Annotated in this window: 22 protein-coding genes and 1 pseudogene; 12 read left to right on the forward strand and 11 right to left on the reverse strand. The window is 70.3% G+C overall.

All coding sequences use genetic code 11. The annotated features are described in order from the left end of the window. Positions 1-251: 251 nt before the first annotated feature. Positions 252-890, forward strand: a pseudogene (locus ACTWP8_RS05320) (ATP-binding protein); the annotation flags it as partial. On the opposite strand, the gene ACTWP8_RS05325 reads toward ACTWP8_RS05320, so the two are convergent. From ACTWP8_RS05325 to ACTWP8_RS05340, 4 genes are all read right to left on the reverse strand, one after another. Next, positions 844-1,320 (reverse strand): MarR family winged helix-turn-helix transcriptional regulator, encoded by a 477-nt coding sequence (locus ACTWP8_RS05325; RefSeq protein ID WP_443316561.1) that lies wholly within the window; start codon positions 1,318-1,320, stop codon positions 844-846. The pseudogene ACTWP8_RS05320 and the gene ACTWP8_RS05325 sit on opposite strands and share 47 nt — an antisense overlap. A gap of 123 nt (positions 1,321-1,443) precedes the next feature. Next, on the reverse strand, positions 1,444-2,226 hold the full coding sequence (locus tag ACTWP8_RS05330) for an AIM24 family protein (RefSeq protein ID WP_443320987.1): 783 nt from the start codon (positions 2,224-2,226) through the stop codon (positions 1,444-1,446). Positions 2,227-2,311: 85 nt separating this feature from the next. Continuing rightward, positions 2,312-2,962 (reverse strand): AIM24 family protein, encoded by a 651-nt coding sequence (locus ACTWP8_RS05335; RefSeq protein WP_443320988.1) that lies wholly within the window; start codon positions 2,960-2,962, stop codon positions 2,312-2,314. Further along, complete coding sequence (locus ACTWP8_RS05340) at positions 2,962-3,600, reverse strand: AIM24 family protein (protein ID WP_443320989.1); 639 nt, start codon at positions 3,598-3,600, stop codon at positions 2,962-2,964. Before ACTWP8_RS05340 ends, ACTWP8_RS05335 begins: the two co-directional genes overlap by 1 nt. Positions 3,601-3,820: 220 nt before the next feature. Between ACTWP8_RS05340 and ACTWP8_RS05345 the strand changes: the two genes are divergently transcribed. Both ACTWP8_RS05345 and ACTWP8_RS05350 read left to right on the forward strand, forming a co-directional pair. Next, positions 3,821-4,165, forward strand: coding sequence for a DUF3817 domain-containing protein (locus ACTWP8_RS05345; protein WP_443320990.1), 345 nt, complete (start codon positions 3,821-3,823; stop codon positions 4,163-4,165). Then, the gene (locus ACTWP8_RS05350) at positions 4,162-4,455 is read left to right on the forward strand and encodes an MTH1187 family thiamine-binding protein (RefSeq protein WP_443316566.1); all 294 of its coding nucleotides are present in this window, start codon (positions 4,162-4,164) and stop codon (positions 4,453-4,455) included. The genes ACTWP8_RS05345 and ACTWP8_RS05350 overlap by 4 nt, the downstream gene beginning before the upstream one ends. Here the strand turns inward: ACTWP8_RS05350 and ACTWP8_RS05355 are convergent. Continuing rightward, entirely contained in the window at positions 4,400-5,533 is a 1,134-nt protein-coding gene (locus tag ACTWP8_RS05355; protein ID WP_443320991.1) for an ArsR/SmtB family transcription factor, read from the reverse strand. The genes ACTWP8_RS05350 and ACTWP8_RS05355 overlap by 56 nt on opposite strands. 279 nt (positions 5,534-5,812) lie before the next feature. On the opposite strand from ACTWP8_RS05355, the gene ACTWP8_RS05360 reads away from it, so the two are divergent. The 3 genes from ACTWP8_RS05360 (at position 5,813) to ACTWP8_RS05370 (ending at position 8,622) form a co-directional block, all read left to right on the forward strand. Further along, positions 5,813-6,322 (forward strand): MarR family winged helix-turn-helix transcriptional regulator, encoded by a 510-nt coding sequence (locus ACTWP8_RS05360; RefSeq protein WP_443316568.1) that lies wholly within the window; start codon positions 5,813-5,815, stop codon positions 6,320-6,322. A gap of 111 nt (positions 6,323-6,433) precedes the next feature. Next, complete coding sequence (locus ACTWP8_RS05365; protein WP_443320992.1) at positions 6,434-6,766, forward strand: DUF3817 domain-containing protein; 333 nt, start codon at positions 6,434-6,436, stop codon at positions 6,764-6,766. Positions 6,767-6,921: 155 nt separating this feature from the next. Further along, positions 6,922-8,622 (forward strand): acyl-CoA mutase large subunit family protein, encoded by a 1,701-nt coding sequence (locus ACTWP8_RS05370; protein WP_443320993.1) that lies wholly within the window; start codon positions 6,922-6,924, stop codon positions 8,620-8,622. A 108-nt stretch (positions 8,623-8,730) separates the two neighbouring features. Here the strand turns inward: ACTWP8_RS05370 and ACTWP8_RS05375 are convergent, their stop codons facing one another. Next, a complete protein-coding gene (locus ACTWP8_RS05375) occupies positions 8,731-9,486 on the reverse strand; it encodes a TetR/AcrR family transcriptional regulator (RefSeq protein WP_443320994.1) in 756 nt (251 codons plus the stop codon). Positions 9,487-9,704: 218 nt separating this feature from the next. Here ACTWP8_RS05375 and ACTWP8_RS05380 point away from each other — a divergent pair, with 218 nt between their 5' ends. The 4 genes from ACTWP8_RS05380 to ACTWP8_RS05395 all read left to right on the forward strand — a co-directional run bounded on the left by ACTWP8_RS05380 (position 9,705) and on the right by ACTWP8_RS05395 (position 14,050). Next, on the forward strand, positions 9,705-10,694 hold the full coding sequence (locus ACTWP8_RS05380) for a tetratricopeptide repeat protein (protein ID WP_443320995.1): 990 nt from the start codon (positions 9,705-9,707) through the stop codon (positions 10,692-10,694). Positions 10,695-11,485: 791 nt separating this feature from the next. Continuing rightward, positions 11,486-12,103, forward strand: coding sequence for a DUF6230 family protein (locus tag ACTWP8_RS05385; protein WP_443320996.1), 618 nt, complete (start codon positions 11,486-11,488; stop codon positions 12,101-12,103). 89 nt (positions 12,104-12,192) lie between these two features. Beyond that, the gene (locus ACTWP8_RS05390; protein WP_443320997.1) at positions 12,193-12,711 is read left to right on the forward strand and encodes a DUF6114 domain-containing protein; all 519 of its coding nucleotides are present in this window, start codon (positions 12,193-12,195) and stop codon (positions 12,709-12,711) included. Continuing rightward, positions 12,701-14,050 (forward strand): hypothetical protein, encoded by a 1,350-nt coding sequence (locus ACTWP8_RS05395; RefSeq protein ID WP_443320998.1) that lies wholly within the window; start codon positions 12,701-12,703, stop codon positions 14,048-14,050. The genes ACTWP8_RS05390 and ACTWP8_RS05395 overlap by 11 nt, the downstream gene beginning before the upstream one ends. A 142-nt stretch (positions 14,051-14,192) precedes the next feature. On the opposite strand, the gene pyk is transcribed toward ACTWP8_RS05395, so the two are convergent. From pyk to pta, 3 genes are all read right to left on the reverse strand, one after another. Beyond that, positions 14,193-15,611: a pyruvate kinase gene (gene pyk, locus ACTWP8_RS05400; protein WP_443320999.1), complete on the reverse strand. Its 1,419-nt coding sequence runs from the start codon at positions 15,609-15,611 to the stop codon at positions 14,193-14,195. Positions 15,612-15,732: 121 nt separating this feature from the next. Continuing rightward, entirely contained in the window at positions 15,733-16,905 is a 1,173-nt protein-coding gene (locus ACTWP8_RS05405; RefSeq protein WP_443321000.1) for an acetate kinase, read from the reverse strand. A gap of 76 nt (positions 16,906-16,981) precedes the next feature. After that, positions 16,982-19,066: a phosphate acetyltransferase gene (pta, locus tag ACTWP8_RS05410; protein ID WP_443321001.1), complete on the reverse strand. Its 2,085-nt coding sequence runs from the start codon at positions 19,064-19,066 to the stop codon at positions 16,982-16,984. Between the two features lie 393 nt (positions 19,067-19,459). On the opposite strand from pta, the gene ACTWP8_RS05415 reads away from it, so the two are divergent. Continuing rightward, positions 19,460-20,485: an ATP-dependent 6-phosphofructokinase gene (locus ACTWP8_RS05415; protein ID WP_443321002.1), complete on the forward strand. Its 1,026-nt coding sequence runs from the start codon at positions 19,460-19,462 to the stop codon at positions 20,483-20,485. Between the two features lie 224 nt (positions 20,486-20,709). Here the strand turns inward: ACTWP8_RS05415 and ACTWP8_RS05420 are convergent, their stop codons facing one another. Both ACTWP8_RS05420 and ACTWP8_RS05425 read right to left on the reverse strand, forming a co-directional pair. Beyond that, the gene (locus ACTWP8_RS05420) at positions 20,710-21,432 is read right to left on the reverse strand and encodes an XRE family transcriptional regulator (protein ID WP_443321193.1); all 723 of its coding nucleotides are present in this window, start codon (positions 21,430-21,432) and stop codon (positions 20,710-20,712) included. Between the two features lie 137 nt (positions 21,433-21,569). Next, positions 21,570-21,926: a YybH family protein gene (locus tag ACTWP8_RS05425; RefSeq protein WP_443321003.1), complete on the reverse strand. Its 357-nt coding sequence runs from the start codon at positions 21,924-21,926 to the stop codon at positions 21,570-21,572. 125 nt (positions 21,927-22,051) lie between these two features. On the opposite strand from ACTWP8_RS05425, the gene ACTWP8_RS05430 reads away from it, so the two are divergent. Continuing rightward, on the forward strand, positions 22,052-22,951 hold the full coding sequence (locus ACTWP8_RS05430; protein ID WP_443321004.1) for a LysR family transcriptional regulator: 900 nt from the start codon (positions 22,052-22,054) through the stop codon (positions 22,949-22,951). Positions 22,952-23,125 lie beyond the last annotated feature (174 nt).

Here is a 23,125-nt window from a genome sequence, read left to right on the forward strand (position 1 = left end):
TGGCCGTACCGCCCGCCGTTCGCAGGGCTGGGTGGCCGGGTCGCGTGCGGCTGGGTCGCGTCGTCGCGTGTGGTGGTCCGCGACGGCGCTGGCCGTACCGCCCGCCGTTCGCAGGGCTGGGTGGCCGCCCCGCCCGCGCCTAGGCGGTCGCGCTGGTCGCCGCGGGTATCGCCGTCCTGCTGTGCTCCGTACGAATCTGACCGAACAGGCCGACCGGCAGGGCGAGGTGACGGCCCGTGAGGTCGTGGCCGGCCGCGCTCGAGGTGTCGGTGGAGCGGCAGCGGCGGTTCGCCGACCGACGCCTCGCACGAGCTGCGCAGCCCGCTCGCGAGCCTGCGCACCCAGCTCGAAGTGGGGATCGCCCACCCGGAGTTGCTGGATGTAGGCGGCGCCGTCGAGGACGCCGTACGGCTCCAGCAGCTCGCCGCCGACCTGCTGCTGCTCGCCCGGCTGGATGCGGGGGAGGGGCCGAGGGAGCTGGAAGTAGCCGGTTCGCGTGGCCAGTTGGCGGGTTCGGCAATCTGCTGGACAATGCCCACCGGCACGCGGCCGCCGAAGTCCGCGTCACGCTGCGGGCCGAGGGCGGTTGGGCGGTGCTGGAGGTGGCCGACGACGGAGCGGGCGTGCCCGCGGCCGAGCGTGAGCGGATCTTCGAGCGGTTCGTGCGCCTGGACGATGCCCGTAGCCGTGACGACGGGGGTGGCGCCGGTCTCGGCCTCGCCATCGCCCTTGACGTGGCCGAGCGGCACAGCGGGACACTGTCCGTACGCGACTCGTGGACGGGCGGCGCGCTGTTCGCACTGCGCCTCCCGGCCTCCGGGCCTCAGGCCCGGGATTCACCCCCTAGCAGCGGCCCCGGTGCGAACGGAGATGCTCGGCGACCGGAGTGAGGTACTCGCGAAGGGCCTCGAGTTCCCCGGGTGGCAGCAGATCGATGAAGTGCCTCCGCACCGACTCGACATGGTGCGGAGCGACCTTCTGCATCGTCTCGGAGCCCAGGTCGGTGAGCACGGCATACAGGCCGCGCCGGTCCGACTCGCAGTGCTCGCGGCGGACCAGACCCGCGTTCTCCATGCGCGTGATCTGGTGGGAGAGTCTGCTCTTGGACTGGAGCGTCGCGGCTGCGAGGTCGCTCATGCGCATCCGCTGCTCTGGTGACTCGGAGAGGTTCACCAGGATCTCGTAGTCGTTGTTGGTCAGTCCGAACGGCTGAAGATCCTTTTCGAGCTGGTGCATCAACAGCTTGTTGACGTCGAGGTGGGTACGCCAGGCCCGCTGCTCCTGGTCGGTGAGCCAGCGGGCATCCGTCTCGGTCTCCATAGATTGATTCTACCTTGGAAAGTTGAATTACGGACTATTGGCTGGTCAGGCAACGTCGTCCGTCCCCCCGAGACGCACGCGTGGGTGTGCACGCGTTCGACGTTACACTCCGCAGACTACCGCTCACAGCCCGAAGCGGCGCTGGAGACCCCCAAGGGAGCCGGGGAGCTGTGGGAGCTGCGGTTGTCCGGGCTGGCCGCCGTGACCGCCGTGACCGCCGCCGGGCACCCCGTCCTGATGCGGTATGGCCCCGGCATCCCGCTCCGCCATCAACTGTTCCGTGGACTGCAGCAGCACCTGCCCGGCGCCCACGAACTCGAACTGGTGCTCCTCGCCCGACGCCCCGCCGACGCCCGTCAGCGCGCGCAGGTTGCCGAGCACCCCCCGCAGGTACTGGTGGTCGTAGTGGTGGCAGGGCGAGGGGCAGTCGGCCCAGCCGACCAAAGCCTGGGGATCGACGCGGATGGGCGGATCGACGAAGACGACCGGGCCGTTGGACGCGGCCACGAACTTGCCCGTGCCGATGAGGGTGAGGAAGCCCGGGATGATCGACTGCTTCAGGGACAGCCCCGGCTGGAAGGCCAGCAGATTGCCGGACCTTATGGTGAGGTTCCCGTCCTCCAGGTCGTAGGAGTTGACGTCGAAGGCCCGGTCGGCGAGCAGCATCTTGCCCTGGCCCTCGGCCACCACCCAGTCCGCGGCGTGCAGCGGCGAGTGGAAGCTGCCCGCGACCAGGCGGTCGAGGCGGCCGTGCCCTATGCCGTGGAAGTCGATCCGCCCGTAGTAGGCGATCATCTTGCCCTTCTGCAGGAACCACTGGCCGTTCAGGTCGACGCAGAAGGTGTAGGCGTTGACGTTGTCGTCCGCCGGCAAGGTGTGTGGGTCGTGGACCACGGGACCACTCACAGCTTCTCCTCCGAGGCTTGGACGAATACCGCGACCGGCAGCGTGCGCGGCTCGAATACGGCGGGCCCTTCCACCGGATGGGCACTCACAGCTTCTCCTCGGATGCCTGCACGAACACCGCGCCGTTTCCCGACAGTTCGAGCTGGAAGGCCTCGCCGGAGCCGCGGCCCACCATGTCGCGCCAGCCGAGCGCGGTGGACAGCTTGTTGCGTACGTCCCCGTGATGCGCCACGTACGCCTGCGGGTCGACGTGCACCGGCTGCTGCGGCGTGATCGGCAGCTCGATGACTCCGCCGTGAGCCATCACGGCGACCGCGCCGTGGCCCTTGAGGGTGGTCGTGAACAGCCCCTGGCCGGTGACCTGTCCGCGCACCATCCCCATCACGCCCCCCTGCGAGCCCATGAACATGGTGCCCTGCTGGAGAGTGCCGTCGAACGCGAGAAGGCGGTCGGCCTCCACGTAGAGCGTGTCGCCCGAGAGGTTGATCACCTGGATGTGGTGGCCGCCGTGGCCGAACATCACCGTGCCGCTGCCCTCCACGGTCATCAGCGGTGCGGCTTCGCCCGCGATCCGCCGGCCGAGCATCGAGGTCAGACCGCCCTGTCCGCCCTGGATGTTGGGCGTGAAGGTCACCTCGCCCTTGTACGCGAGCATCGCGCCGCGCTGGCTGAACATCTGCCGGCCGGGCTCGATCTGCGCCTCGACCATCCTGGAGTTGATCTCCCGGAAAGGCATCACGCCTCACCGCCGATGGTGTTGCGCTCGCTCGGCTGTACGTACACCAGGCCCTCGCCCTCGAAGCGAATCTGGAAGGCCTCGCCCGAGCCCTCCCCTATGAACGTCCGGAAGTTGACTCCGGACTGGAAGTGCTGGCGCAGATTGCCGGTGTGCGCGATGTACGCACCCGGGTCCACCTGGAGCGGGTACTGCGCGGTCACGCGGAGCACGACGGCCGGCCCGTCCGAGACGATCGCCGCCTGGCCCGTGCCCTCGACGGTCGTGGTGAACAGGCCGTTGCCCTGCGAGGTGCCGCGCAGGCCGGTGAAACTCGTCCCCGTGCGCAGCCCGCCGTCGGTGCACAGCAGGTTGCTGGCCTCGACGTACAGCGTCTCGCCGTGCAGTGCCACCAGGTTGATCTCGCTCGCGCGGTCCGCGAAGTAGCAGGTGCCCTTGCCCTTCACCTCCATGACGGTCATCTGCTCGCCGGTGATCCTGCGGGTCACCATGCCGCGCAGCCCCTCGCCGCCGCCGGACAACTTCTTGAACGCCATCTGGCCTTCGTAGGCGACCATCGAGCCGTTCTTGGCCTTCACGGTGTCGCCGGTCATGTCAACGGCCAGCACTTTGCTGCCGTGGAGTCGAAACTGAGCCACGCCGCTGACCGTACCGGGGGAGGGGCGCCTGCCGGGAGGCTGCCGCCGTGTATTGGCTCGTGTATGGGCAACTGAGCCACGCCGCTGACCGTACCGGGGGACGGGGTCCGACCGGGGATACGCGGGGAACCGGGAATACCCGGGGAAGGAGTCCGGCCCGAAGGCTGTCACAATGGAGTCGCTTGTGCGTCCATTCACAAACTCGAAGAGGATTCTCCCCGTGGACATCAAGACGGCCTCCGCCATCCGCCGACTGCGCCTGGTCTCCGCCCCCGAAGCGGTGTCCTTCCTGCTGCTGCTCGTGTGCTCGGTCCTCAAGCGCACCACCGAGTTCAACGCGGTCCCGGTCATGGGCGCCGTCCACGGCGTCCTCTTCATCCTCTATGTCCTCTTTTGGGTGGACGCCTGGAACCGCACCAAGTGGTCCGTGAAGACCGCGGCGCTCTACTTCGTGCTGTCGATTCTGCCGACCGGCGGGTTCTTCGCCGAGCGGAAGCTGAAGCGCGAGGCCGAGGACGGCGTCATCGCCGCCCGCGCCCGTAAGGAAGCGGCGGCCGAGGCGTGATCGTCGCCTTCTCGGTCACCCCGCTGGGCGTCGGAGAGGACGTGGGGGAGTACGTCGCCGACGCCGTGCGCGTGGTCCGCGAGTCCGGGCTGCCGAACCGTACGGACGCGATGTTCACCTCGGTCGAGGGCGAGTGGGACGAGGTCATGGACGTCGTGAAGCGCGCCGTCGCCGCGGTCGAGGCCCGGGCGCCTCGCGTATCGCTCGTCCTCAAGGCCGACGTCAGGCCCGGCGTCACGGACGGCCTGACGTCGAAGGTCGAGACCGTGGAACGCCACCTCGCGGACTGACCGCGCCCGGGTGGTGCTGCAGGGCGATGCCCAGCGGCGTGCGCTCGTACAGCACTTGGTGGCCCAGGCGATGCGAGGTCAGCAGGCCCGCCCGGCGCAGGGCCGACAGGTGCGCCGATACGGAGGACGGGGCGAGGCCGAGGCGCCGGGCGAGCGCGGTCGTCGTCGCGGGCTCGGCGAGCGCGGCCAGGACGCTGGCGCGGCCCCGGCCGAGCAGCGCCGCCAGAGCCTCGTGCGGCCCGTCGTCGGGCTCGGCCCACAGGCCGCCGGTCCCGCGCGCCGGATAGACCACCGTAGGCGCCCCGGAAGTTCCACCGCCGGACGCGGGCGGTGGCTCGAATCCGCCCACCACGTCCGGCCGGACGAAGATGCTCGGCAGCAGTACGAGCCCGCTCCCGCCCGTGAGGCTGAGCTGTTCGCCGTTGCCGTTGCCGTTGTCCCTGCCGTTGCCGTTGCCGTTGCCGTCGCCGTCGCCGCCGCCGTCCGCGGAGCCGTCTCGGATGGTCAGTGTCCCGCCGGACCAGGAGAGCCGCGGGTGCAGCTCGCGGAAGAGCCGCTCGGGGCCACCGTCCGCGAGGTGCTGGGAGTGGAAGGCGATGTCCGCCTCCAGCAGGCCCCGCAGCCAGGGCCAGTCCGGGGCGATCAGCGCCTTCCAGGCCAGCTCCAGCAGGTCCGCCAGTTCGCGTACGGCCCGCCCGGGGTCGGCGAGCACGGCCCGGCCGCGCGGGCTGCCGGCCGCGCCCGGGGTCTCGGCGAGCGTCCGGGACAGGTCGTCGTACGCCCGCCCGGGGGCAGTGTTCCGTACGTACGCCAGCTCGTCGTCGATCGTGGTGACGGGGCCGCCGGGCGGCGGGCACAGGAAGTCCGGGGTACGGCCCCGCTCCGGCAGCAGCAGCCACAGCGGCCGCAGATCGAGCCCGGCCGCGGCGGTCCTGACGCGGCGCAGCCACGGCAGGTGGGAGCTGTGCCGCAGCGGGCCCCCGATCGTGCGCACCGCCTCCCGCACCTCCCAGAGGGGGGAGACGGCGAACCGGCAGTGCAGCGGATTCGCGCCCGCGAAGCGGATGTGGAACGGCACGCGACGGCCCTCCCTCCGGACCGGATGGTCGGCTCGGCCCGAAAACATTGCGTCGCCGCGCATCTACCCAGTGGATATGCCGGGCATGTCTCTCTTTACGCAGGCAGAAGGGCGGAATGTGAGGGGGCTGATTGGCCAGGAACGGTGTCTTTGCTGAACGGGACGGCGTCCGGGCCGGTGTCCGGGAGGTGCCCGGGTCGATGTCCGGGATGGCTTTCCGGCAATCCGGAGCGTGAGACGGGGCTGACCGCCATATGACCGGCCGCTAAGGTCGAAGGCGTGCCCAAGCCGCTCAGCCTGCCCTTCGATCCCATCGCCCGCGCCGATGAACTCTGGAAGCAGCGATGGGGTTCCGTGCCGTCGATGGCCGCGATCACCTCGATCATGCGCGCCCACCAGATCCTGCTCGCGAAGGTCGACGCGGTCGTCAAGCCGTACGGCCTGACCTTCGCGCGCTACGAGGCGCTGGTGCTGCTCACCTTCAGCAAGGCCGGTGAGCTGCCCATGTCCAAGATCGGCGAGCGGCTCATGGTCCATCCCACGTCCGTGACCAACACCGTGGACCGGCTGGTGAGGTCGGGTCTGGTCGACAAGCGGCCGAATCCCAACGACGGGCGCGGGACGCTGGCCTCCATCACCGACAAGGGCCGCAAGGTCGTGGAGGACGCGACGCGCGATCTGATGGCGATGGACTTCGGGCTCGGCGTGTACGACGCCGAGGAGTGCGCGGAGATCTTCGCGATGCTGCGGCCGCTGCGGATCGCGGCGGAGGACTTCGAGGAGCAGTAGCGGGGCTTCGAGGGGCGGCAGGCCTAGCAGGAGCGGCACGGCCTACGAGGAGCGCTAGGGCCCCGGGCCCGCGCGAAGATCGCCCGGAACCTGCGGTTACGCTCGTATGCCATGAAGAAGAGCGTGCTGACCCGTTACCGGGTGATGGCCTACGTCACCGCCGTGATGCTGCTGGTGCTGTGCACCTGCATGATCTTCAAGTACGGCTTCGACAAGGGCGCCGACATCACGTTCGTGGTCTCGCAGATCCACGGCGTGCTCTACATCGTCTACCTGGTCTTCGCCTTCGACCTGGGCTCCAAGGCGAAGTGGAGCTTCGGCAAGCTGCTCTGGGTGCTGCTCTCCGGCACGATTCCGACCGCTGCCTTCTTCGTTGAGCGCAAGGTCTCTGCGGAGGTCTCGCCGCTGGTCGGTGGGGTTGCGGCGGAGCCGGCTAAGGCGTAGCAGAAGCTGCTGGGCGCAAGGTCTCTGCGGAGGTCTCGCCGCTGGTCGGCGGGGTTACGGCGGGGCCGGTCAAGGCCTGACGGGAGCCGCCCGCGCGAGGCGCCGGGCGGCTCTCCTGTCGACAGTTACTAGGACGTCCTAGTAAATTCGAAGGTATGAACGCCGACGCCATCGAGGAGGGCCGCCGCCGCTGGCAGGCCCGGTACGACGCCTCCCGCACGCGGGACGCGGACTTCAGCACGCTCTCCGGAGACCCGGTCGAGCCCGTCTACGGCCCGCCGCCAGGCGGCTCCGTGCCGGGCTTCGAGCGGATCGGCTGGCCCGGCGAGTACCCCTTCACCCGCGGCCTCTACGCCACCGGCTACCGCGGCCGCAGCTGGACCATCCGCCAGTTCGCGGGCTTCGGCAACGCCGAGCAGACGAACGAGCGCTACAAGATGATCCTGGCCAACGGCGGTGGCGGGCTCAGCGTGGCCTTCGATATGCCCACCCTGATGGGCCGGGACTCCGATGACCCGCGCTCGCTCGGCGAGGTCGGCCACTGCGGCGTCGCCATCGACTCGGCCGCCGACATGGAGGTCCTGTTCAAGGACATCCCGCTCGGCGATGTGACCACCTCGATGACGATCAGCGGGCCAGCGGTCCCCGTCTTCTGCATGTACCTCGTCGCCGCCGAGCGGCAGGGCGCCGATCCGGCCGTCCTCAACGGCACGCTGCAGACCGACATCTTCAAGGAGTACATCGCGCAGAAGGAGTGGCTGTTCCAGCCCGAGCCCCATCTGCGCCTGATCGGCGACCTGATGGAGCACTGCACCCGCTCCATCCCCGCGTACAAGCCTCTCTCGGTCTCCGGCTACCACATCCGCGAGGCCGGCGCGACGGCCGCGCAGGAGCTCGCGTACACCCTCGCCGACGGCTTCGGCTACGTCGAGCTGGGCCTCTCCCGCGGGCTCGACGTCAACACCTTCGCGCCCGGCCTCTCGTTCTTCTTCGACGCCCACGTCGACTTCTTCGAGGAGATCGCCAAGTTCCGTGCGGCGCGCCGCATCTGGGCCCGCTGGATGCGTGATGTGTACGGCGCGACGTCCGAGAAGGCGCAGTGGCTGCGCTTCCACACCCAGACCGCCGGTGTCTCGCTGACCGCCCAGCAGCCGTACAACAACGTCGTACGGACCGCGGTCGAGGCCCTCGCGGCGGTGCTGGGCGGCACCAACTCCCTCCACACCAACGCCCTCGACGAGACCCTCGCGCTGCCGAGCGAACAGGCCGCCGAGATCGCCCTGCGCACCCAGCAGGTGCTGATGGAGGAGACCGGCGTCGGCAATGTGGCCGACCCGCTGGGCGGGTCCTGGTACGTCGAGGCGCTGACCGACCGCATGGAGGCCGACGCCGAGCTGATCTTCGACCAGATCAAGGAGCGGGGCCTGCGGGCGCATCCGGACGGGCAGCACCCGATCGGGCCGATGACCTCCGGCATCCTGCGCGGCATCGAGGACGGCTGGTTCACCGGCGAGATCGCCGAGTCCGCCTTCCGGTATCAGCAGGCGCTGGAGAAGGGCGACAAGAGGGTCGTCGGTGTCAACTGCCACACCGGCTCGGTCACCGGCGACCTGGAGATCCTGCGGGTCAGCCACGAGGTCGAGCGCGAGCAGGTGCGCATACTGGCCGATCGCAAGGCCGCCCGGGACGACGCCACGGTGCGCCGGGCTCTGGACGGGATGCTCGCCGCCGCCCGCAACGGCGGCAACATGATCGAGCCGATGCTGGACGCCGTACGGGCCGAGGCCACGCTCGGCGAGATCTGCGAAGCGCTGCGCGAGGAGTGGGGGGAGTACACGGAGCCGGCAGGTTTTTGAGGGCCGTGCGGGGACCGGTCCGTGACGCGCTGCGCGAGGAGTGGGGAGTGTGCACGGAGCCGGCAGGTTTCCAGCCCGGCGAAGTGGGCCGTTTCCGCGGCCGCGGCTTCAGCCCGGAGGAGCCGCCTGACTGATGGCCCCCAGTCCGCCCAGCAGCACCGCCGTGAACTCCGCCGCCCACCGCGCGTCCACCGGCTCGCCGCTCACCAGCGCGCGGTGCACCACCGCGCCCGCTATCACGTCGAAGATCAGGTCCACGGAGCGGGCCGCCGCCGCCTCGCCCTCCGCACCGGGGGCGTCCGGCGGCAGCTCACCGCGCGCCTGGGCGCGGTGCCGGCCCATCACGACCAGCCGCTTCTGGCGGTCGACGATCGCCGCACGGATCCGCCCGCGCAGGGCCTCGTCCCGCGTGGATTCGGCGACGACCGCCATCAGCGCCGTCTTGGTCTCCGGCCGCTCCAGCAGCGCCGCGAACTGCTGCACCACGCCCTCGACGTCGGCCTGCAGCCCGCCCAGGTCGGGCAGTTCCAGCTCGTCGAAGAGAACCGCGACCGCGTCCACGACGAGCTCGTTCTTGTTCGCCCAGCGGCGGTAGAGCGTGGTCTTGGCGACCCCGGCGCGCGCCGCGACGTCGCCCATGGACAGCTTCCCCCAGCCGAGCTCGACAAGCGCCGCCCGAGTCGCGTCGAGGATCGCCCGGTCGGCTTCGGCGCTGCGGGGGCGGCCGGTTCGGGTGGAGCTGCCGGTTCGGGTGGAGCTGCCGGTTCCGGTGGAGCTGCCCGTTCGGTCGGCCCGGTCGGCTTCGGCGCTGCGCGAGCGGCCGGTAGGCGCGGAGCTGCCCGTACGGCTGGTGGTGGTGCACATGCGGGCGACCCTACCCCCGGGTAAGGCGAGGGGGGGTTGCCCAGTCGGGGGTGCGAGGAGATACGCTACGGCTCGTAGCGAAAGGGCGTTCAGCCCTCGCGACGACCACTGGCGCACGGGTGGGGACCCAGCGCCGATCAAAGCGCGGCGGACCACGACGACCACGGGGCGGAACAAGCGCTTTTCCGATCTCTGCGCGGAAGGGGGAGGATGTACTCATGCAGCCACGGAACATGTCCATGAGCGGAGTCGTCGACCTCGCCGCGGTGAAGGCCGCCGGGGAAGCCAAGCAGAAGGCGGAGCAGGCGCGGGCCGAAGCGGCCCGGGGTGGCGGTCAGGGAGCCGCTCCCGGTCGTCTGGTCTATGACGTCGACGAGGCGGGATTCGAGCGGGACGTCCTCCAGCGGTCCGCCGAGGTGCCCGTCGTCATCGACTTCTGGGCCGAGTGGTGCGAGCCGTGCAAACAGCTGAGCCCGCTGCTGGAACGCCTCGCGGCCGACTACGCAGGCCGGTTTGTGCTCGCCAAGATCGATGTCGACAGTAACCAGATGCTCTTCCAGCAGTTCGGCGTGCAGGGCATTCCCGCGGTCTTCGCGGTGATCGCGGGCCAGGCGCTGCCGCTGTTCCAGGGCGCCGCCCCGGAGGCGCAGATCCGGCAGGTGCTCGACCAGTTGATCCAGGCGGCCGAGCAGCGCTTCGGGATCGTCGGCGCACCGGTCGAACCGGGTGAGCCGGACGAAACGGCCACCGATGAGGCGCAGGCGCAGGCCGGTCCGGCAGAGCCCGCGGGCCCGTACGACACCGCGCTGGCCGCCGCCCACCAGGCGCTCGACTCGGGCGACCTCGGCGGCGCGATCCAGGCGTACCAGAACGTGCTGGCCGACGACCCGGCCAATCCCGAGGCGAAGCTGGGCCTGGCCCAGGCCGAACTCCTCCGCCGGGTCCAGGAGCTGGACCCGCAGGCGGTGCGCAAGGCCGCGGCCGACAACCCGGGCGACGTCGCCGGCCAGCTCGACGCCGCCGACCTCGACCTGGTGGGCGGGCACGTCGAGGACGCCTTTGGGCGCCTCGTCGAAACCGTCAAGCGCACGGCGGGAGAGGACCGGGACCGGGCGCGGGTCCGGCTCCTGGAGCTGTTCGAGGTGATCGGCGGTGACGACCCGCGCGTAGCCGCTGCACGAAGCGCGCTCGCGCGCGTGCTCTTCTGACCGAGTTGACCTGGCCTGAAGGGGGTGCCCCGCGGGTAGCCGTCTGCCGCACGAAGTGCGCTCGCGCGCGTGCTGTTAGCCCGGCGCAGGAGTAGCCCCCGGCCCGCCGGGAAAAAATCTCCCCGGCGACCGACGGATGGGGCGCCCGTCCGCGTAGAGCAGGTGACGGCCGCTATGCCGCCACCGTGCCCCGGCCCGGGGAAGGCTGACTTACTGTCGCCCCCGGCGGCTCAGTGATCACAGCGGCCGCGCTTTACCAAAACTTGGTAATCGCGGCCGCTGTTACTTGCAGTAAGAGAAGCGCGGAGTCTTGTCCGCGTATGTGCCAATTACTCCTCCGTAATCGGACGTTGAGGCGGCGACCCTCCGTGGCCGTCCGAGATGCATCGGCCATAGATCGGTTATCGGTCCGTTACTAGCGAGTAACGCGGCCCTTGTGCACGACCGGGTTGATGCAGCACGATCGGCCACGCTCGGTCCATCCCCCGCAGTCCGGCAACCAGTCGCCCTGTGGGGTTCCTGGGTCCCCACCGAGCAGTCCGGCGGCAGTGGCGCCGGACTTTGGACAGGGGGGTCTCTGCCGTCACCCGGCAGGGCCTGTCCAGAGAGGTTGCGCGAGAGCGTGGCCAGTGGTTGTCGCTCGGGGGTGATCGCCGGTGTGTCGGGTGTGGTTTTCGCGTCTCCCGAGTACCACGGCGCTCTCCTTCCCGAGGACGTAGCACTTCTCCCATCCCAGGCCGGGTCGTCCCACCGACCCCGCCGGAGATGTACGTCCGAGAAGGAGGAAAGTCATGGAGTCCCTGGCACGTGGCGGGACCAGATGGAAGCGGTTCGCCGTTGTGATGGTGCCCAGCGTCGCGGCTACGGCCGCGATCGGTGTGGCTCTTTCGCAGGGTGCGCTCGCCGCGTCGTTCAGCGTGTCCGGCCAGCAGTTCAAGGTCTCGGCTGAGCGGCTCGAGGGTAAGGGCTTCGTCCAGTACGGGGCCTACGACACCCAGGTCGGCGGGAAGAACGTGCCCGTTGCGGTCTCCGCGTTCAAGAGCGCGAAGATCAACAAGATGTGCCAGTCCGTCGTCACGCCGGACATCCCGCTCATCGGCACGGTCACGCTGCAGCTCAACGCCGGTGCCGACGCTCCGGTCGAGGCCGAGAACCTGTACATCGACGTGGCGCAGCTTGATGCCAACGCCACGTTCAAGAACATCAACATCGGTATCGCCGCCGGTGCCAGCACCAAGGGCCCCGGCATCAAGAAGGGCGATCACGCGAGCCCTGCCGGCTTCGCTCAGGAGGCCGACAGCGCCACCCTGACCGACGTCAAGCAGACCGCGTGGGCCACCAGCGCCGGAACCTTCAAGCTGAGCGGGCTCAGCATGAGGCTCCACAAGGGCGTCAAGGAGTGCTACTAGCACTCGCCGGGCGGGTGGGGAGCCCAGGTTTCCCGCCCGCCCACCCCCTGATCTGTTGTAACAACGCCGTCCCCCAGGAGCTGTTTTCCATGAGCGCCGAGTCACCAGGGCTGCGTGACCAGAATCGAAACTGGCGGCCTCGCTTCCGTGCATGGCGCGGCAGCCGGCCGTTCTGGGCGGGCCTGCTGACGATTCTGGGCGGAGTGCCGATCGCCTATCTGCCGTACGCCAACCTCAAGGTGGGCCAGCTCACCATCCGTATGGCCACCACCGCGGGTGCGGGCTCGCTGATCATCGGCGTGCTGCTGGTGACCCTCGGCCTGACCATGTGGTTCCACCACATCGTCCGGGTGTTCGCGGGTGTTGCCACCATCCTGCTGGCACTGGTGTCCATTCCGGTGTCCAACCTTGGCGGCTTCCTGGTCGGATTCCTGCTGTCGCTGATCGGCGGTGCGCTGTCCATCGCGTGGGCGCCGGGCGACGACGGCGGCAGGCCCGCCGGGCGGCCCGGCGACGAGCCGGACTCCGCACCCGCCGACGACAGGGCGGATTACGAAGCCGGAAGGGTCGTCGAAGTGAATGGCGGGAGGAGGCATCGTGCAGGGTGATGAAGCCCGGCCGGTCGCGGCCGGAAGCGGTGACTCCCTCCCGAGTTCGCGTGTGAGAACGGGGCCGCGTCATGCGGCGCCCAGGAAGTCACTGCTGACCAAGTTGCAGATTCCGGCCGGCAAGGCGATAGCCCTGGCCGCGATGCCGACCGCGGTCTTCGTCGGCATGGGTCTCACCCCCAAGCTCGCCCAGGCCGACGAGGTTCCCGGCAACCCGTTCGCGCCCGGGCCCTGCGTGACCCGGTCCGACGAGCCGAAGGAGACGGAGGACAAGAAGTCCCCGTCCCCGTCGGAGTCGCCGAAGGAGAGCGTGTCGGCCAAGCCGGTCGACGAGGCCGAGGACACGGCCGATGACCTCACCGACGGTGCCAAGGAGGAGGCGGACAAGGCCGAGCCGAAGCCCTCCGAGACCCCGTCGGCCGGGGAGTCTCCGTCGGCCGGGGAGACACCGACGCCCGAGCCCACCCCGACGGAGTCCACGAACCCGCTGGACCCGCTGGGCATCGGCGAGAAGCTGGGAGACCTCCTCACCGGTGACTCCGACGAGGAGCCCACGCCGACCGCGAGCAGCAGCTCCACGCCGTCCGAGGAGCCGAGTTCGGAGGCGCCGGAGCCCAAGCCGTCCGCCACCACGGCCCAGCCGGCCGAGGAGGTCCAGAAGACGACCGAGGACGTTCAGAAGACGACCGAGGACGCCCAGGACACGACCAAGGACGCCATCAAGGACGCGGCGGACAAGGTCGGTGCGACGGTCGAGGAGGTCGGCGACAAGGCCAAGGACACGGCGAAAGACCTCACCGACGGTGTCAAGGACGAGGCGGACGGCGCGACTTCGGGCAAGGACGGCAAGGAGCCGTTCCCGTGTCCGACCAAGGACCCGAAGGCGCTGGCCGCGGCCGACCTGGAGCCGGGCGTCCCGCTGCTCCCGGACGACGCGTGGCGGCTGGAGACCTCCAAGCTCACCCTGCGCGGCCTGGACTACCACGGCATCGTCGAGGTCAAGACCTACAGCGGCAAGGTCAAGAAGGTCCTGAAGTTCACCGCGAAGGAAACGGACATCAAGGACCTGCATCAGCTCGTGGTCGGGCCGCAGGGCACCACCGCCCATGTGGAGGCAGCCCCCGGCTCCACGTCCACGATCCGCGACGGTGAGGTCACCATGTACACCGAAGAGCTGAAGGGGAACCTGTTCGGGCTGATCCCCGTCACCTTCAGCCCGGAGACCCCGCCCCCGCTCAACGTGCCCTTCGCCGTCTTCACTGACGTCAAGGTGCGCCAGGCGGGCCAGTTCGGCGGCACGCTCACCGTCCCGGGCCTGCACAGCTACAGCACGAAGTAACCCACGAAGTAACCAGAGCACGCCAAAAGGCGGTGGGCGGTCCCATGAGGGGCCGCCCACCGCCTTTTCGCGTTTTGCCGCGGGGCTTTTGTCACGGGGCTGGGTGCCGCAGGGCTGGTGCCACCAGGCCGTTCGGCCGGGATCAGCCGCCCAGGTGGTGCACCCGCACCATGTTGGTCGTGCCCGGGACACCGGGCGGCGAGCCCGCCGTGATGATCATGGTGTCACCCTCGGCGTAGCGGCCCAGCTTCAGCAGCTCGGCGTCGACCAGGTCGACCATCGCGTCCGTGTTCTCCACGTACGGTGCCACGTACGACTCCACACCCCAGCTCAGCGTCAGCTGGTTGCGGGTCGACGCGTCCGTGGTGAAGGCCAGGATCGGCTGCTGCGCCCGGTAGCGGCACAGCCGGCGCGCGGTGTCACCGGACTTGGTGAAGGCCACCAGCGACTTGGCGCCCAGGAAGTCCGCGATCTCGCACGCCGCCCGGGCCACGGAACCGCCCTGCGTACGCGGCTTCTTGCCCGGCACCAGCGGCTGCAGCCCGCGGGACAGCAGCTCCTCCTCGGCCGCCTCCACGATCCGGGACATCGTCTTGACCGTCTCGATCGGGTACTTGCCGACCGAGGACTCTGCGGACAGCATCACCGCGTCCGTGCCGTCCAGGATCGCGTTCGCCACGTCGGACGCCTCGGCGCGGGTCGGCCGCGACGAGTTGATCATCGACTCCATCATCTGGGTCGCCACGATCACCGGCTTGGCGTTCCTGCGGCACATCTCGATGAGCCGCTTCTGGACCATCGGGACCTTCTCGAGCGGGTACTCCACGGCGAGGTCGCCGCGCGCGACCATGACACCGTCGAAGGCCAGCACGACCTCCTCCATGTTCGCCACCGCCTGCGGCTTCTCGACCTTGGCGATGACCGGAACCCGGCGGCCCGCGTCGTCCATGATCCGGTGCACGTCACGCACATCGCCGGCGTCCCGTACGAAGGACAGCGCCACCATGTCGCAGCCCAGCGCGAGGGCGAAGCGCAGGTCCTCGATGTCCTTCTCCGACAGCGCGGGAACGTTCACCGCGACGCCGGGCAGGTTGATGCCCTTGTGGTCGGAGACCACGCCGCCCTCGATGACGATCGTGCGCACCCGCGGGCCCTCGACCTCCACGACCTGGAGCGCGACCGCGCCGTCGTTGATGAGGATCGTCTCGCCCTTGGAGACGTCCCCGGGCAGGCCCTTGTACGTGGTGCCACAGATGCTCTTGTCGCCCGGCACGTCCTCGGTGGTGATGACGAACTCGTCACCGCGCACCAGCTCGACCGGGCCCTCCGCGAAGGTCTCGAGCCGGATCTTCGGGCCCTGCAGATCGACGAGCACGCCGACCGCCCGGCCCGTCTCCTCCGATGCCTTGCGGACGCGGTGATAGCGCTCCTCGTGCTCCGCGTGGGTCCCGTGGCTCATGTTGAAACGGGCCACGTTCATGCCGGCCTCGATCAGCGACTTCAGCTGGTCGTAGGAGTCGACGGCGGGGCCCAGGGTGCAGACGATTTTGGAACGGCGCATGAGGGCGATCCTATCGGTTTGTTTCGGAGCGGAATATTGGCGCTGTGCGAAGAACCGAGATCTAGGCCCTGACCAGGGCGTATGCCTCCGTGGCGATCTCCAGTTCCTGGGACCGAGGGGTCTAGGCGCAGACCAGGGTGTATGCCTCCGTGGCGATCTCCAGTTCCTCGTCGGTGGGAACCACGGCCACCGCCACCCGGCTGCCTTCCGCCGAGATCAGCCGCGCCGAGGATCCTCGTACGGCGTTGCGCACCGCGTCCACCTCGATGCCCAGGCCCTCCATCCCGCGCATGGCCGCCTCGCGTACGGCCGCGGAATTCTCGCCCACGCCCGCGGTGAACGCGATGGCGTCCACTCGCCCGAGTACCGCGGTGTACGCGCCTACATACTTGCGAAGCCGGTGGACGTAGACGTCGAAGGCGAGCCGGGCCCGCTCGTCGCCCTCGCTCATCCGGCGGCCGATCTCCCGCATGTCGTTGTCGCCGCACAGGCCGAGCAGACCGCTGCGCTTGTTCAGCAGCGTGTCGATGTCGTCCGTGGACATCCCGCCGACCCGGGAGAGGTGGAAGATCACCGCCGGGTCGATGTCGCCCGAGCGGGTGCCCATGACCAGGCCTTCCAGCGGGGTCAGGCCCATCGAGGTGTCCACGCACACCCCGCCCCCTACGGCGGAGGCGCTGGCGCCGTTGCCCAGGTGCAGCACGATCGTGTTGACCTCGGAGAGGTCCCTGCCCAGCAGCTTCGCGGTCGCCCGCGAAACGTACGCGTGCGAGGTGCCGTGGAAGCCGTAGCGGCGCACGCCGTGCTCGTCGGCGGTGGCGGTGTCGATCGCGTAGCGGGCCGCGGCCTCCGGGATGGTGGAGTGGAAGGCGGTGTCGAAGACGGCGACCTGCGGGAGGTCGGGGCGCAGCTCGCGGGCCACCTTGATGCCGGTGATGTTCGCCGGGTTGTGCAGCGGCGCGAGCGGGACCAGCCGCTCGATCGCCTCGACCACCTCGTCGGTGATCAGGGTCGGCTCGGTGAAGCGCGTGCCGCCGTGCACCACCCGGTGGCCGACGGCCGCGAGCTCCGGGGAGTCGAGGCCGAGCCCCTGGGCGGCCAGCTCGTCGGCGACCCGCTTGATCGCGGCCGAGTGATCCGGCACCTCGGGACCCTCACCGATCCGCTCCACGATCCCCGAGGCCAGCCGGGTACCGGCAGCCTCCGCCATGTCGAGCAGCTGGTATTTGACGGACGAGGAGCCGGAGTTGAGGACGAGGACGTGAGTGGCCCTGCCGTCTGTGTGGGCGGTCACGAGGTGGGTGCTTTCTGTGTGGGGGCGCCGGAGTTGAGGACGAGGACGTGAGTGGCCCCGCCGCCCGGGTGAGCAGTCACGAGGTGGGTGCTTTCCTGTTCTGCGCCTGGATGGCGGTGATGGCGACGGTGTTCACGATGTCCTGGACGAGCGCGCCGCGCGAGAGGTCATTGACCGGCTTGCGCAGCCCCTGCAGAACCGGGCCGACCGCGACGGCGCCCGCGGAGCGCTGCACGGCCTTGTACGTGTTGTTGCCCGTGTTGAGGTCCGGGAAGACCAGCACGGTGGCCTGGCCCGCGACCTTCGAGTCCGGCAGCTTGGTCGCGGCCACCCCGGTGTCGACCGCCGCGTCGTACTGGATCGGGCCCTCGACAGCCAGGTCCGGGCGGCGCTCGCGGACGATCTCGGTGGCCTTGCGCACCTTGTCGACGTCCGCGCCTGAACCGGAGGTGCCGGTGGAGTACGACAGCATCGCGATCCGCGGCTCGACGCCGAACTGGGCGGCGGTGGCCGCCGACTGGATGGCGATGTCGGCCAGCTGCTCGGCGTTCGGGTCCGGGTTGACCGCGCAGTCTCCGTAGACCAGCACCCGGTCGGCCAGGCACATGAAGAAGGCGGACGAGACGATCTGGGCGCCGGGCGCTGTCTTGATCACCTCGAAGGCCGGGCGGATGGTGGCGGCGGTGGAGTGCACCGCGCCCGAGACCATGCCGTCGGCCAGGCCCTCCTCGACCATCAGCGTGCCGAAGTACGAGACGTCGGCCACCACGTCGTACGCCAGCTCGTAGCCGATGCCCTTGTGGGCGCGGGCCTGCGCGTAGATCTCGGCAAAGCGCTCCCGCAGCGGGGAGGTCTCCGGGTCGATGAGGTGGGCGTCGGCGAGGTCGATGCCCAGCTCGGCGGCGCGCTTGCGGATCAGGTCCTCGTCGCCCAGCAGCGTCAGATCGCACACGTCGCGGCGCAGCAGCACATCGGCGGCGCGCAGCACCCGCTCCTCGGTGCCCTCCGGGAGCACGACCCGGCGGCGCTTCGACCGGGACCGCTCGATCAGCTCGTGCTCGAACATCATCGGTGTGACCCGGCTGGAGCGGGCCAGGGAGATGCGGTTCGTCAGCGCGGCCGTGTCCACATGGCGTTCGAAGAGGCCGAGCGCGGTCTCCGCCTTGCGCGGCGAGGTGGCGTTGAGCTTGCCCTCCAGCCGGGCCAGCTCGCCCGCGGTCGGGAAGCTCTGGCCCGGCACCGAGACGACCGGAGTGCCGGGCGCGAGCCGGGACGCGAGCGCCATGATGTCCGGACCGGGCCGCTGGTCGAGGGTGAGCAGCACGCCCGCGATGGGCGGGGCGCCGGCGCTGTGGGCGGCGAGCGCACCGACGATCAGGTCCGCGCGGTCGCCAGGGGTGATCACCATGCAGCCCTCGGTCAGCGCCCCCAGAAAGGTCGGCAGCATCGCGCCGCCGAAGACGAAGTCCCGGGCGTCGCGGGCCAGTCCGGCCGCGTCGCCGAGCAGCACCTCGGCGTCCAGCGCGTGCACGATCTGCTGGACCGTCGGCGCGGAGAGCGAGGCGTCCTCGGGGAGGGCGTAGCAGGGGACCGGCAGTTTGGCCGCCAGCCGCTCGGCGATGGCGTCGCGGTCCTCCCGCGCGACCCGGTTGACGACCATGGCGGTGATGTCGCAGCCCAGCGAGTCGTAGGCGGCGTACGCGTTGTGGACCTCGGCGCGTACGGATGCGGCGTCCTGGTTCTGGCCGCCGACCACCGGGATCACGGAGGCGCCGAACTCGTTCGCCAGGCGCGCGTTGAGGTTGATCTCTGCCGGGAGGTTGGTGCCCGCGAAGTCCGTGCCCAGGACGAGGACGAACTCGTAGTCCTTGGCCACCTGGTGGAACTGACTGACGAGTTGGGAGACCAGCTCGTCGTTGCCCTGCTCGGCCTGGAGCGCGGCGGCCGTGTGGTAGTCCATGCCGTAGACGCTCTCGGCGGTCTGGCTGAGGCGGTAGCGGGCCCGCAGCAGGTCGTAGAGCCGGTCGGGACCGTCGTGCACGAGGGGGCGGAAGACGCCCACCCGGTCCACATGGCGGGTCAGGAGCTCCATGACTCCCAGCTCGACGACCTGACGGCCGTCACCCCGATCGATCCCGGTCACGTACACGCTGCGCGTCACGCGTGCTCTCCGATCTTCGAACTCATCGAACTCTTCGAACGCCGAGTCGGCTCACATGCAGCCGACAGAGTGGGCTTACCCTCTTGACAATACCCGCTGGGTGGGTTACGAGCCCGGCTGGCCGGCCGCCCGGCCAGGAGCTGGAGCAGGAGAGGCCGGGCCCTCCGGCCCGTCCGGGGGGCAGTGGCCGCGAGCGCGGGCAGTCCGCGGACCATGAAACAATCGGACTGGCCGAGCCTGGCTTATGTGTACGCGTACGGGTGCGACTGTCGCGTCCGGTCGACGTCTGCGACCGTCGAGTCCGGCCCGCGTGGACGGCCACGAGCATCGAGTCCGGCCCGCGTGGACGACCATCAAGACGACCATCCAGCACCGAGCAGGAGACGCAAGCCGATGCGCATCGGAGTTCTCACCGCAGGCGGCGACTGCCCCGGCCTGAACGCCGTGATCCGGTCGGTCGTGCACCGTGCCCTGGCCGCCCACGGCGACGAGGTCATCGGGTTCGAGGACGGATTCAAGGGCCTGCTCGACCGCCGGTACCGCAAGCTCGACCTCGAGGCCGTCAGCGGCATCCTCGTCCGCGGCGGCACCATCCTCGGCTCCGCCCGGCTCGAGCGCGGCCGGCTCAGCGAGGCCACCGAGAACGCCGAGGAGCTGTGCCACGAGCTCGGCCTCGACGCGCTCATCCCGATCGGCGGCGAGGGCACCCTGACCGCCGCCCGGATGCTCTCGGACGCCGGCATGCCGGTGGTCGGCGTGCCCAAGACGATCGACAACGACATCTCCTCCACGGACCGCACCTTCGGCTTCGACACCGCCGTCACCGTTGCCACCGAGGCCATCGACCGGCTGAAGACCACCGCGGAGTCCCACCAGCGCGTCATGGTCGTCGAGGTCATGGGGCGCCACGCGGGCTGGATCGCGCTGGAGTCCGGAATGGCGGGCGGTGCGCACGGAATCTGCCTGCCGGAGCGGAAGTTCGAGGTGGACGACCTCTGCAAGATGGTGGAGGAGCGGTTCGCGCGCGGCAAGAAGTTCGCGGTGGTCTGTGTCGCCGAGGGAGCGCATCCGGCCGAGGGCTCGATGCCGTACGAGAGGGGCGCGATCGACCAGTACGGCCACGAGCGCTTCGCCGGGATCGGCAACCGGCTGGCCGCGGAGCTGGAGCGCAGGCTCGGCAAGGAGGCCCGGCCGGTCATCCTGGGCCACGTCCAGCGCGGTGGCACCCCGACCGCGTACGACCGCGTGCTGGCCACCCGCTTCGGCTGGCACGCCGTCGAGGCCGCGCACCGCGGCGACTTCGGCAAGATGACGGCGCTGCGCGGCTCGGACATCCACATGGTGCCGCTGGCGGAGGCCGTCACGGAGCTGAAAACGGTCCCGGAGTACCGCATGGACGAGGCTGAGTCGGTCTTCTGACCGGGGAGCGGGGGTGCCTGGGGGGTGCCCGGGGAGCCGCGTAGCCGGGTGTGGGTGCCCGGGGAGCCGCGTAGCCGGGGAGTCGAGGTGCGGGGGTGTCCCGGAGCCGGGGTGCTGGGAGCCGGGATGCCGAGGTGCCGGTGAGCCAGGGAGCGGGGGTGCCGGTGTGCCGGGGTGTCCCGGAGCCGGGGAGTCGAGGTGCCGGGGAGTCGAGGTGCCGGGACCTAACCCCTCTCGGAACCCGGCGGGTAGAGCAGTCCCCAGAACAGCTCCAGTACGTCGTCGAGGAAGGCCCGCCCCGCGTCGCCGGACTCCGTGGAGCTCGTGCCCACGCCCCAGTTGAGCGTGCCGACCATCCGCGACTGGTACTCGGAGTGCAGCTGCTGCAGTACGCCCTCCAGCTCGTGCCGGGGGAGGGGCAGCAGCTTGGCGACCGGTTTGACGTACGCCTGCCAGCGCGTGGTGATCGCATTGCGCAGCAGGTCGGCCAGCGCGTCCGAGTGGCCCGTGACCTCGATGAACGCGGGCAGCGGCAGCGCGAGCACCTCGCCGAGCGCGGCCGCCTGCCGGTCGTTCCCGGTCCAGTGCCCCGTCTGCTCGATCCGCTCGTACGCCGCCGGCTCCATGCCGATCCGCAGCGCCAGGTCCGCGACGGCCAGGCCGTGCGCGATCCGGTGCTCCCGCAGCGTGCTCGGCGCGCCCAGCAGATCGCCGGGTGAGCACCACAGGGCCCCGGCCAGCGCCGTCATCTCCGCCTCGGTCGGCGACTCCTCGCCGAGCTCCCACGCGGCCACGGTCGCCGGGCTGACCTGAAGCCCGTACGTGGCCCAAATGCCGTACGCGATCTGCGCGTGCGCCATTCCGAGCCCTTCCCGGAGCCGGCGCGCCGCGGTCGCGTCGAACGGCGGCTTACGGGAGTCGGGTGGCTGGATATGGCGCACGCGCAGAACGCTAGGGGGTACTCGCGAGTACCCCCACGGTGCGTTCCCCCAAGCTCACAACTCGTAGAAACCCACCAGGGTGTCAGCCCTGCGAGGGTGCGCCGGCCTTGAGGGGAGCGCTCGCCTTGGGGGGAGCGCCGGGGTTATCGGATCTCGGGCCGGTCGAGGACCCGCAGCCAGGTGCCGTCCGGCCTGCGGCGGGCGACCTGGACCCTGCCGCCGGTGTTGTCGGCGGGGACGGTCGAGGTGAGGGCGAGGTCGCCGTTCCGCACGGTGGGCAGCGCCTCCTCCAGCTGGAACCGGGGCCGGTCCGCGAGCATCTTCTCGAAGACCGTTCGGATCGCCTCGCGCCCGACGGTCTCGGAGCCGGGAGGAAAGGCCAGCACGGCGTCGGGCTCGTAGAGCTCTGCGAGCCCCTCGGCGTCGCCTGCGTTCCCCAGCTCCACGAACAGCCGCGCCAAGTCCTCGGGCCGGGTGGCTCGTTCGCGTACGTCGGTCATCGTCGCTGTCTCCTTCGTCGAGGGGTGCGGTTGTCGTCTGCCATCCATCGTGGGTGCTGTGGGCGGCAGAAGTCCAAGATCTGGATCTACTGGGAACCAGAAGCCATGGTTATAGACTTGGGGGCGTGGAACTGCGCCAGCTCGAGTACTTCGTGGCCGTGACCGAGGAGGCGGGCTTCACCAGGGCGGCCGCCCGGCTGCACGTCGCCCAGCCCGGCGTCAGCGCCCAGATCAGACAGCTGGAACGGGAGCTGGGCCAGCCCCTCCTGGACCGCTCGGGCCGTACGGTCCGCCTCACCGCCGTGGGCGAGGCCGTGCTGCCTTACGCCCGTGCCGCGCTCGCCGCGGTCGACGGTGCGCGGCTCGCGGTCGAGGAGCTCACGGGGCTGATGCGCGGGCGGGTCGCCGTCGGCATGGTGGCCTCCCGCTCGGAATCCGGCCTGCCCGGTCTGCTGGCCGACTTCCAGCAGGCCCACCCGGCCGTGGAGATCACCCTCTCCGAGGACCGGTCCGACGTCCTGCTCGTGGCTCTGCAGGCCGGGCGGCTCGACGTCGCCGTCGTCGGTCTGGCGACCGCGCCGCCGCCGGGGATCGCCACGCAGGTCATCGTGGACGAGCCGCTGGTCGCCGCGGTCGGCCACGGCGACGCGCTGGAAGCGAAGACGACGATCGCGCTCGGCGGCCTCAGGGAGCGCGGGCTCATCAGCCTGCCGCGCGGGACCGGCCTGCGGACCGCCTTCGACAATGCCTGCGCGGCGGCGGGTTTCCGGCCTCGTATCGCCTTCGAGGCCAGCGACCCGCACGTGCTCGTGGAGCTGGCGGGGCGCGGCCTCGGCGTGGCCGTCCTGCCCGCGTCCCTCGCCGGGGCCCACCGGGACCAACTGCACGCGGTCGCCCTCACCCGGCCTGCGGTGCGGTCGAGTCTCGCCCTCGCGTGGCGGGCGGAAGGGCCGGTCAGCCCGGCGGCGCGAGCGCTCATCCGCCACGCGAGGGCGAAACTGCCGGACGTGTCCGAAGGGAGGTGAAAACGAAGGGAGGCGGATCTAAAGGGAGGCGGATCTAAAGGGAGGCGGATCTGAAGGGAGGTGGATCTGAATTTCGGTGTCCAGGGCGAAATACGGGTGGTGCCTGTTGGGCCAGGGAATGAGCAACTGCCCGTCGGAGGCCTTTTCTTCCCGTTTCTTTCCCGCTGCTCGGGA

The sequence above is a fragment of the Streptomyces sp. 7N604 genome (assembly GCF_052245475.1).
Classification (GTDB): Bacteria; Actinomycetota; Actinomycetes; order Streptomycetales; family Streptomycetaceae; genus Streptomyces.

What these genes read in the sequence shown, in the direction of transcription:
- ACTWP8_RS05375 (WP_443320994.1), bottom strand. Translation starts at nt 9,486, where the DNA reads ATGTGCACCACCACCAGCCGTACGGGCAGCTCCGCGCCTACCGGCCGC.
- ACTWP8_RS05425 (WP_443321003.1), bottom strand. Translation starts at nt 21,926, where the DNA reads ATGACCGACGTACGCGAACGAGCCACCCGGCCCGAGGACTTGGCGCGG.
- pyk (WP_443320999.1), bottom strand. Translation starts at nt 15,611, where the DNA reads ATGCGCCGTTCCAAAATCGTCTGCACCCTGGGCCCCGCCGTCGACTCC.
- ACTWP8_RS05370 (WP_443320993.1), top strand. Translation starts at nt 6,922, where the DNA reads ATGAACGCCGACGCCATCGAGGAGGGCCGCCGCCGCTGGCAGGCCCGG.
- ACTWP8_RS05325 (WP_443316561.1), bottom strand. Translation starts at nt 1,320, where the DNA reads ATGGAGACCGAGACGGATGCCCGCTGGCTCACCGACCAGGAGCAGCGG.
- ACTWP8_RS05380 (WP_443320995.1), top strand. Translation starts at nt 9,705, where the DNA reads ATGCAGCCACGGAACATGTCCATGAGCGGAGTCGTCGACCTCGCCGCG.
- ACTWP8_RS05390 (WP_443320997.1), top strand. Translation starts at nt 12,193, where the DNA reads ATGAGCGCCGAGTCACCAGGGCTGCGTGACCAGAATCGAAACTGGCGG.
- ACTWP8_RS05335 (WP_443320988.1), bottom strand. Translation starts at nt 2,962, where the DNA reads ATGCCTTTCCGGGAGATCAACTCCAGGATGGTCGAGGCGCAGATCGAG.
- ACTWP8_RS05415 (WP_443321002.1), top strand. Translation starts at nt 19,460, where the DNA reads ATGCGCATCGGAGTTCTCACCGCAGGCGGCGACTGCCCCGGCCTGAAC.
- ACTWP8_RS05365 (WP_443320992.1), top strand. Translation starts at nt 6,434, where the DNA reads ATGAAGAAGAGCGTGCTGACCCGTTACCGGGTGATGGCCTACGTCACC.
- ACTWP8_RS05385 (WP_443320996.1), top strand. Translation starts at nt 11,486, where the DNA reads ATGGAGTCCCTGGCACGTGGCGGGACCAGATGGAAGCGGTTCGCCGTT.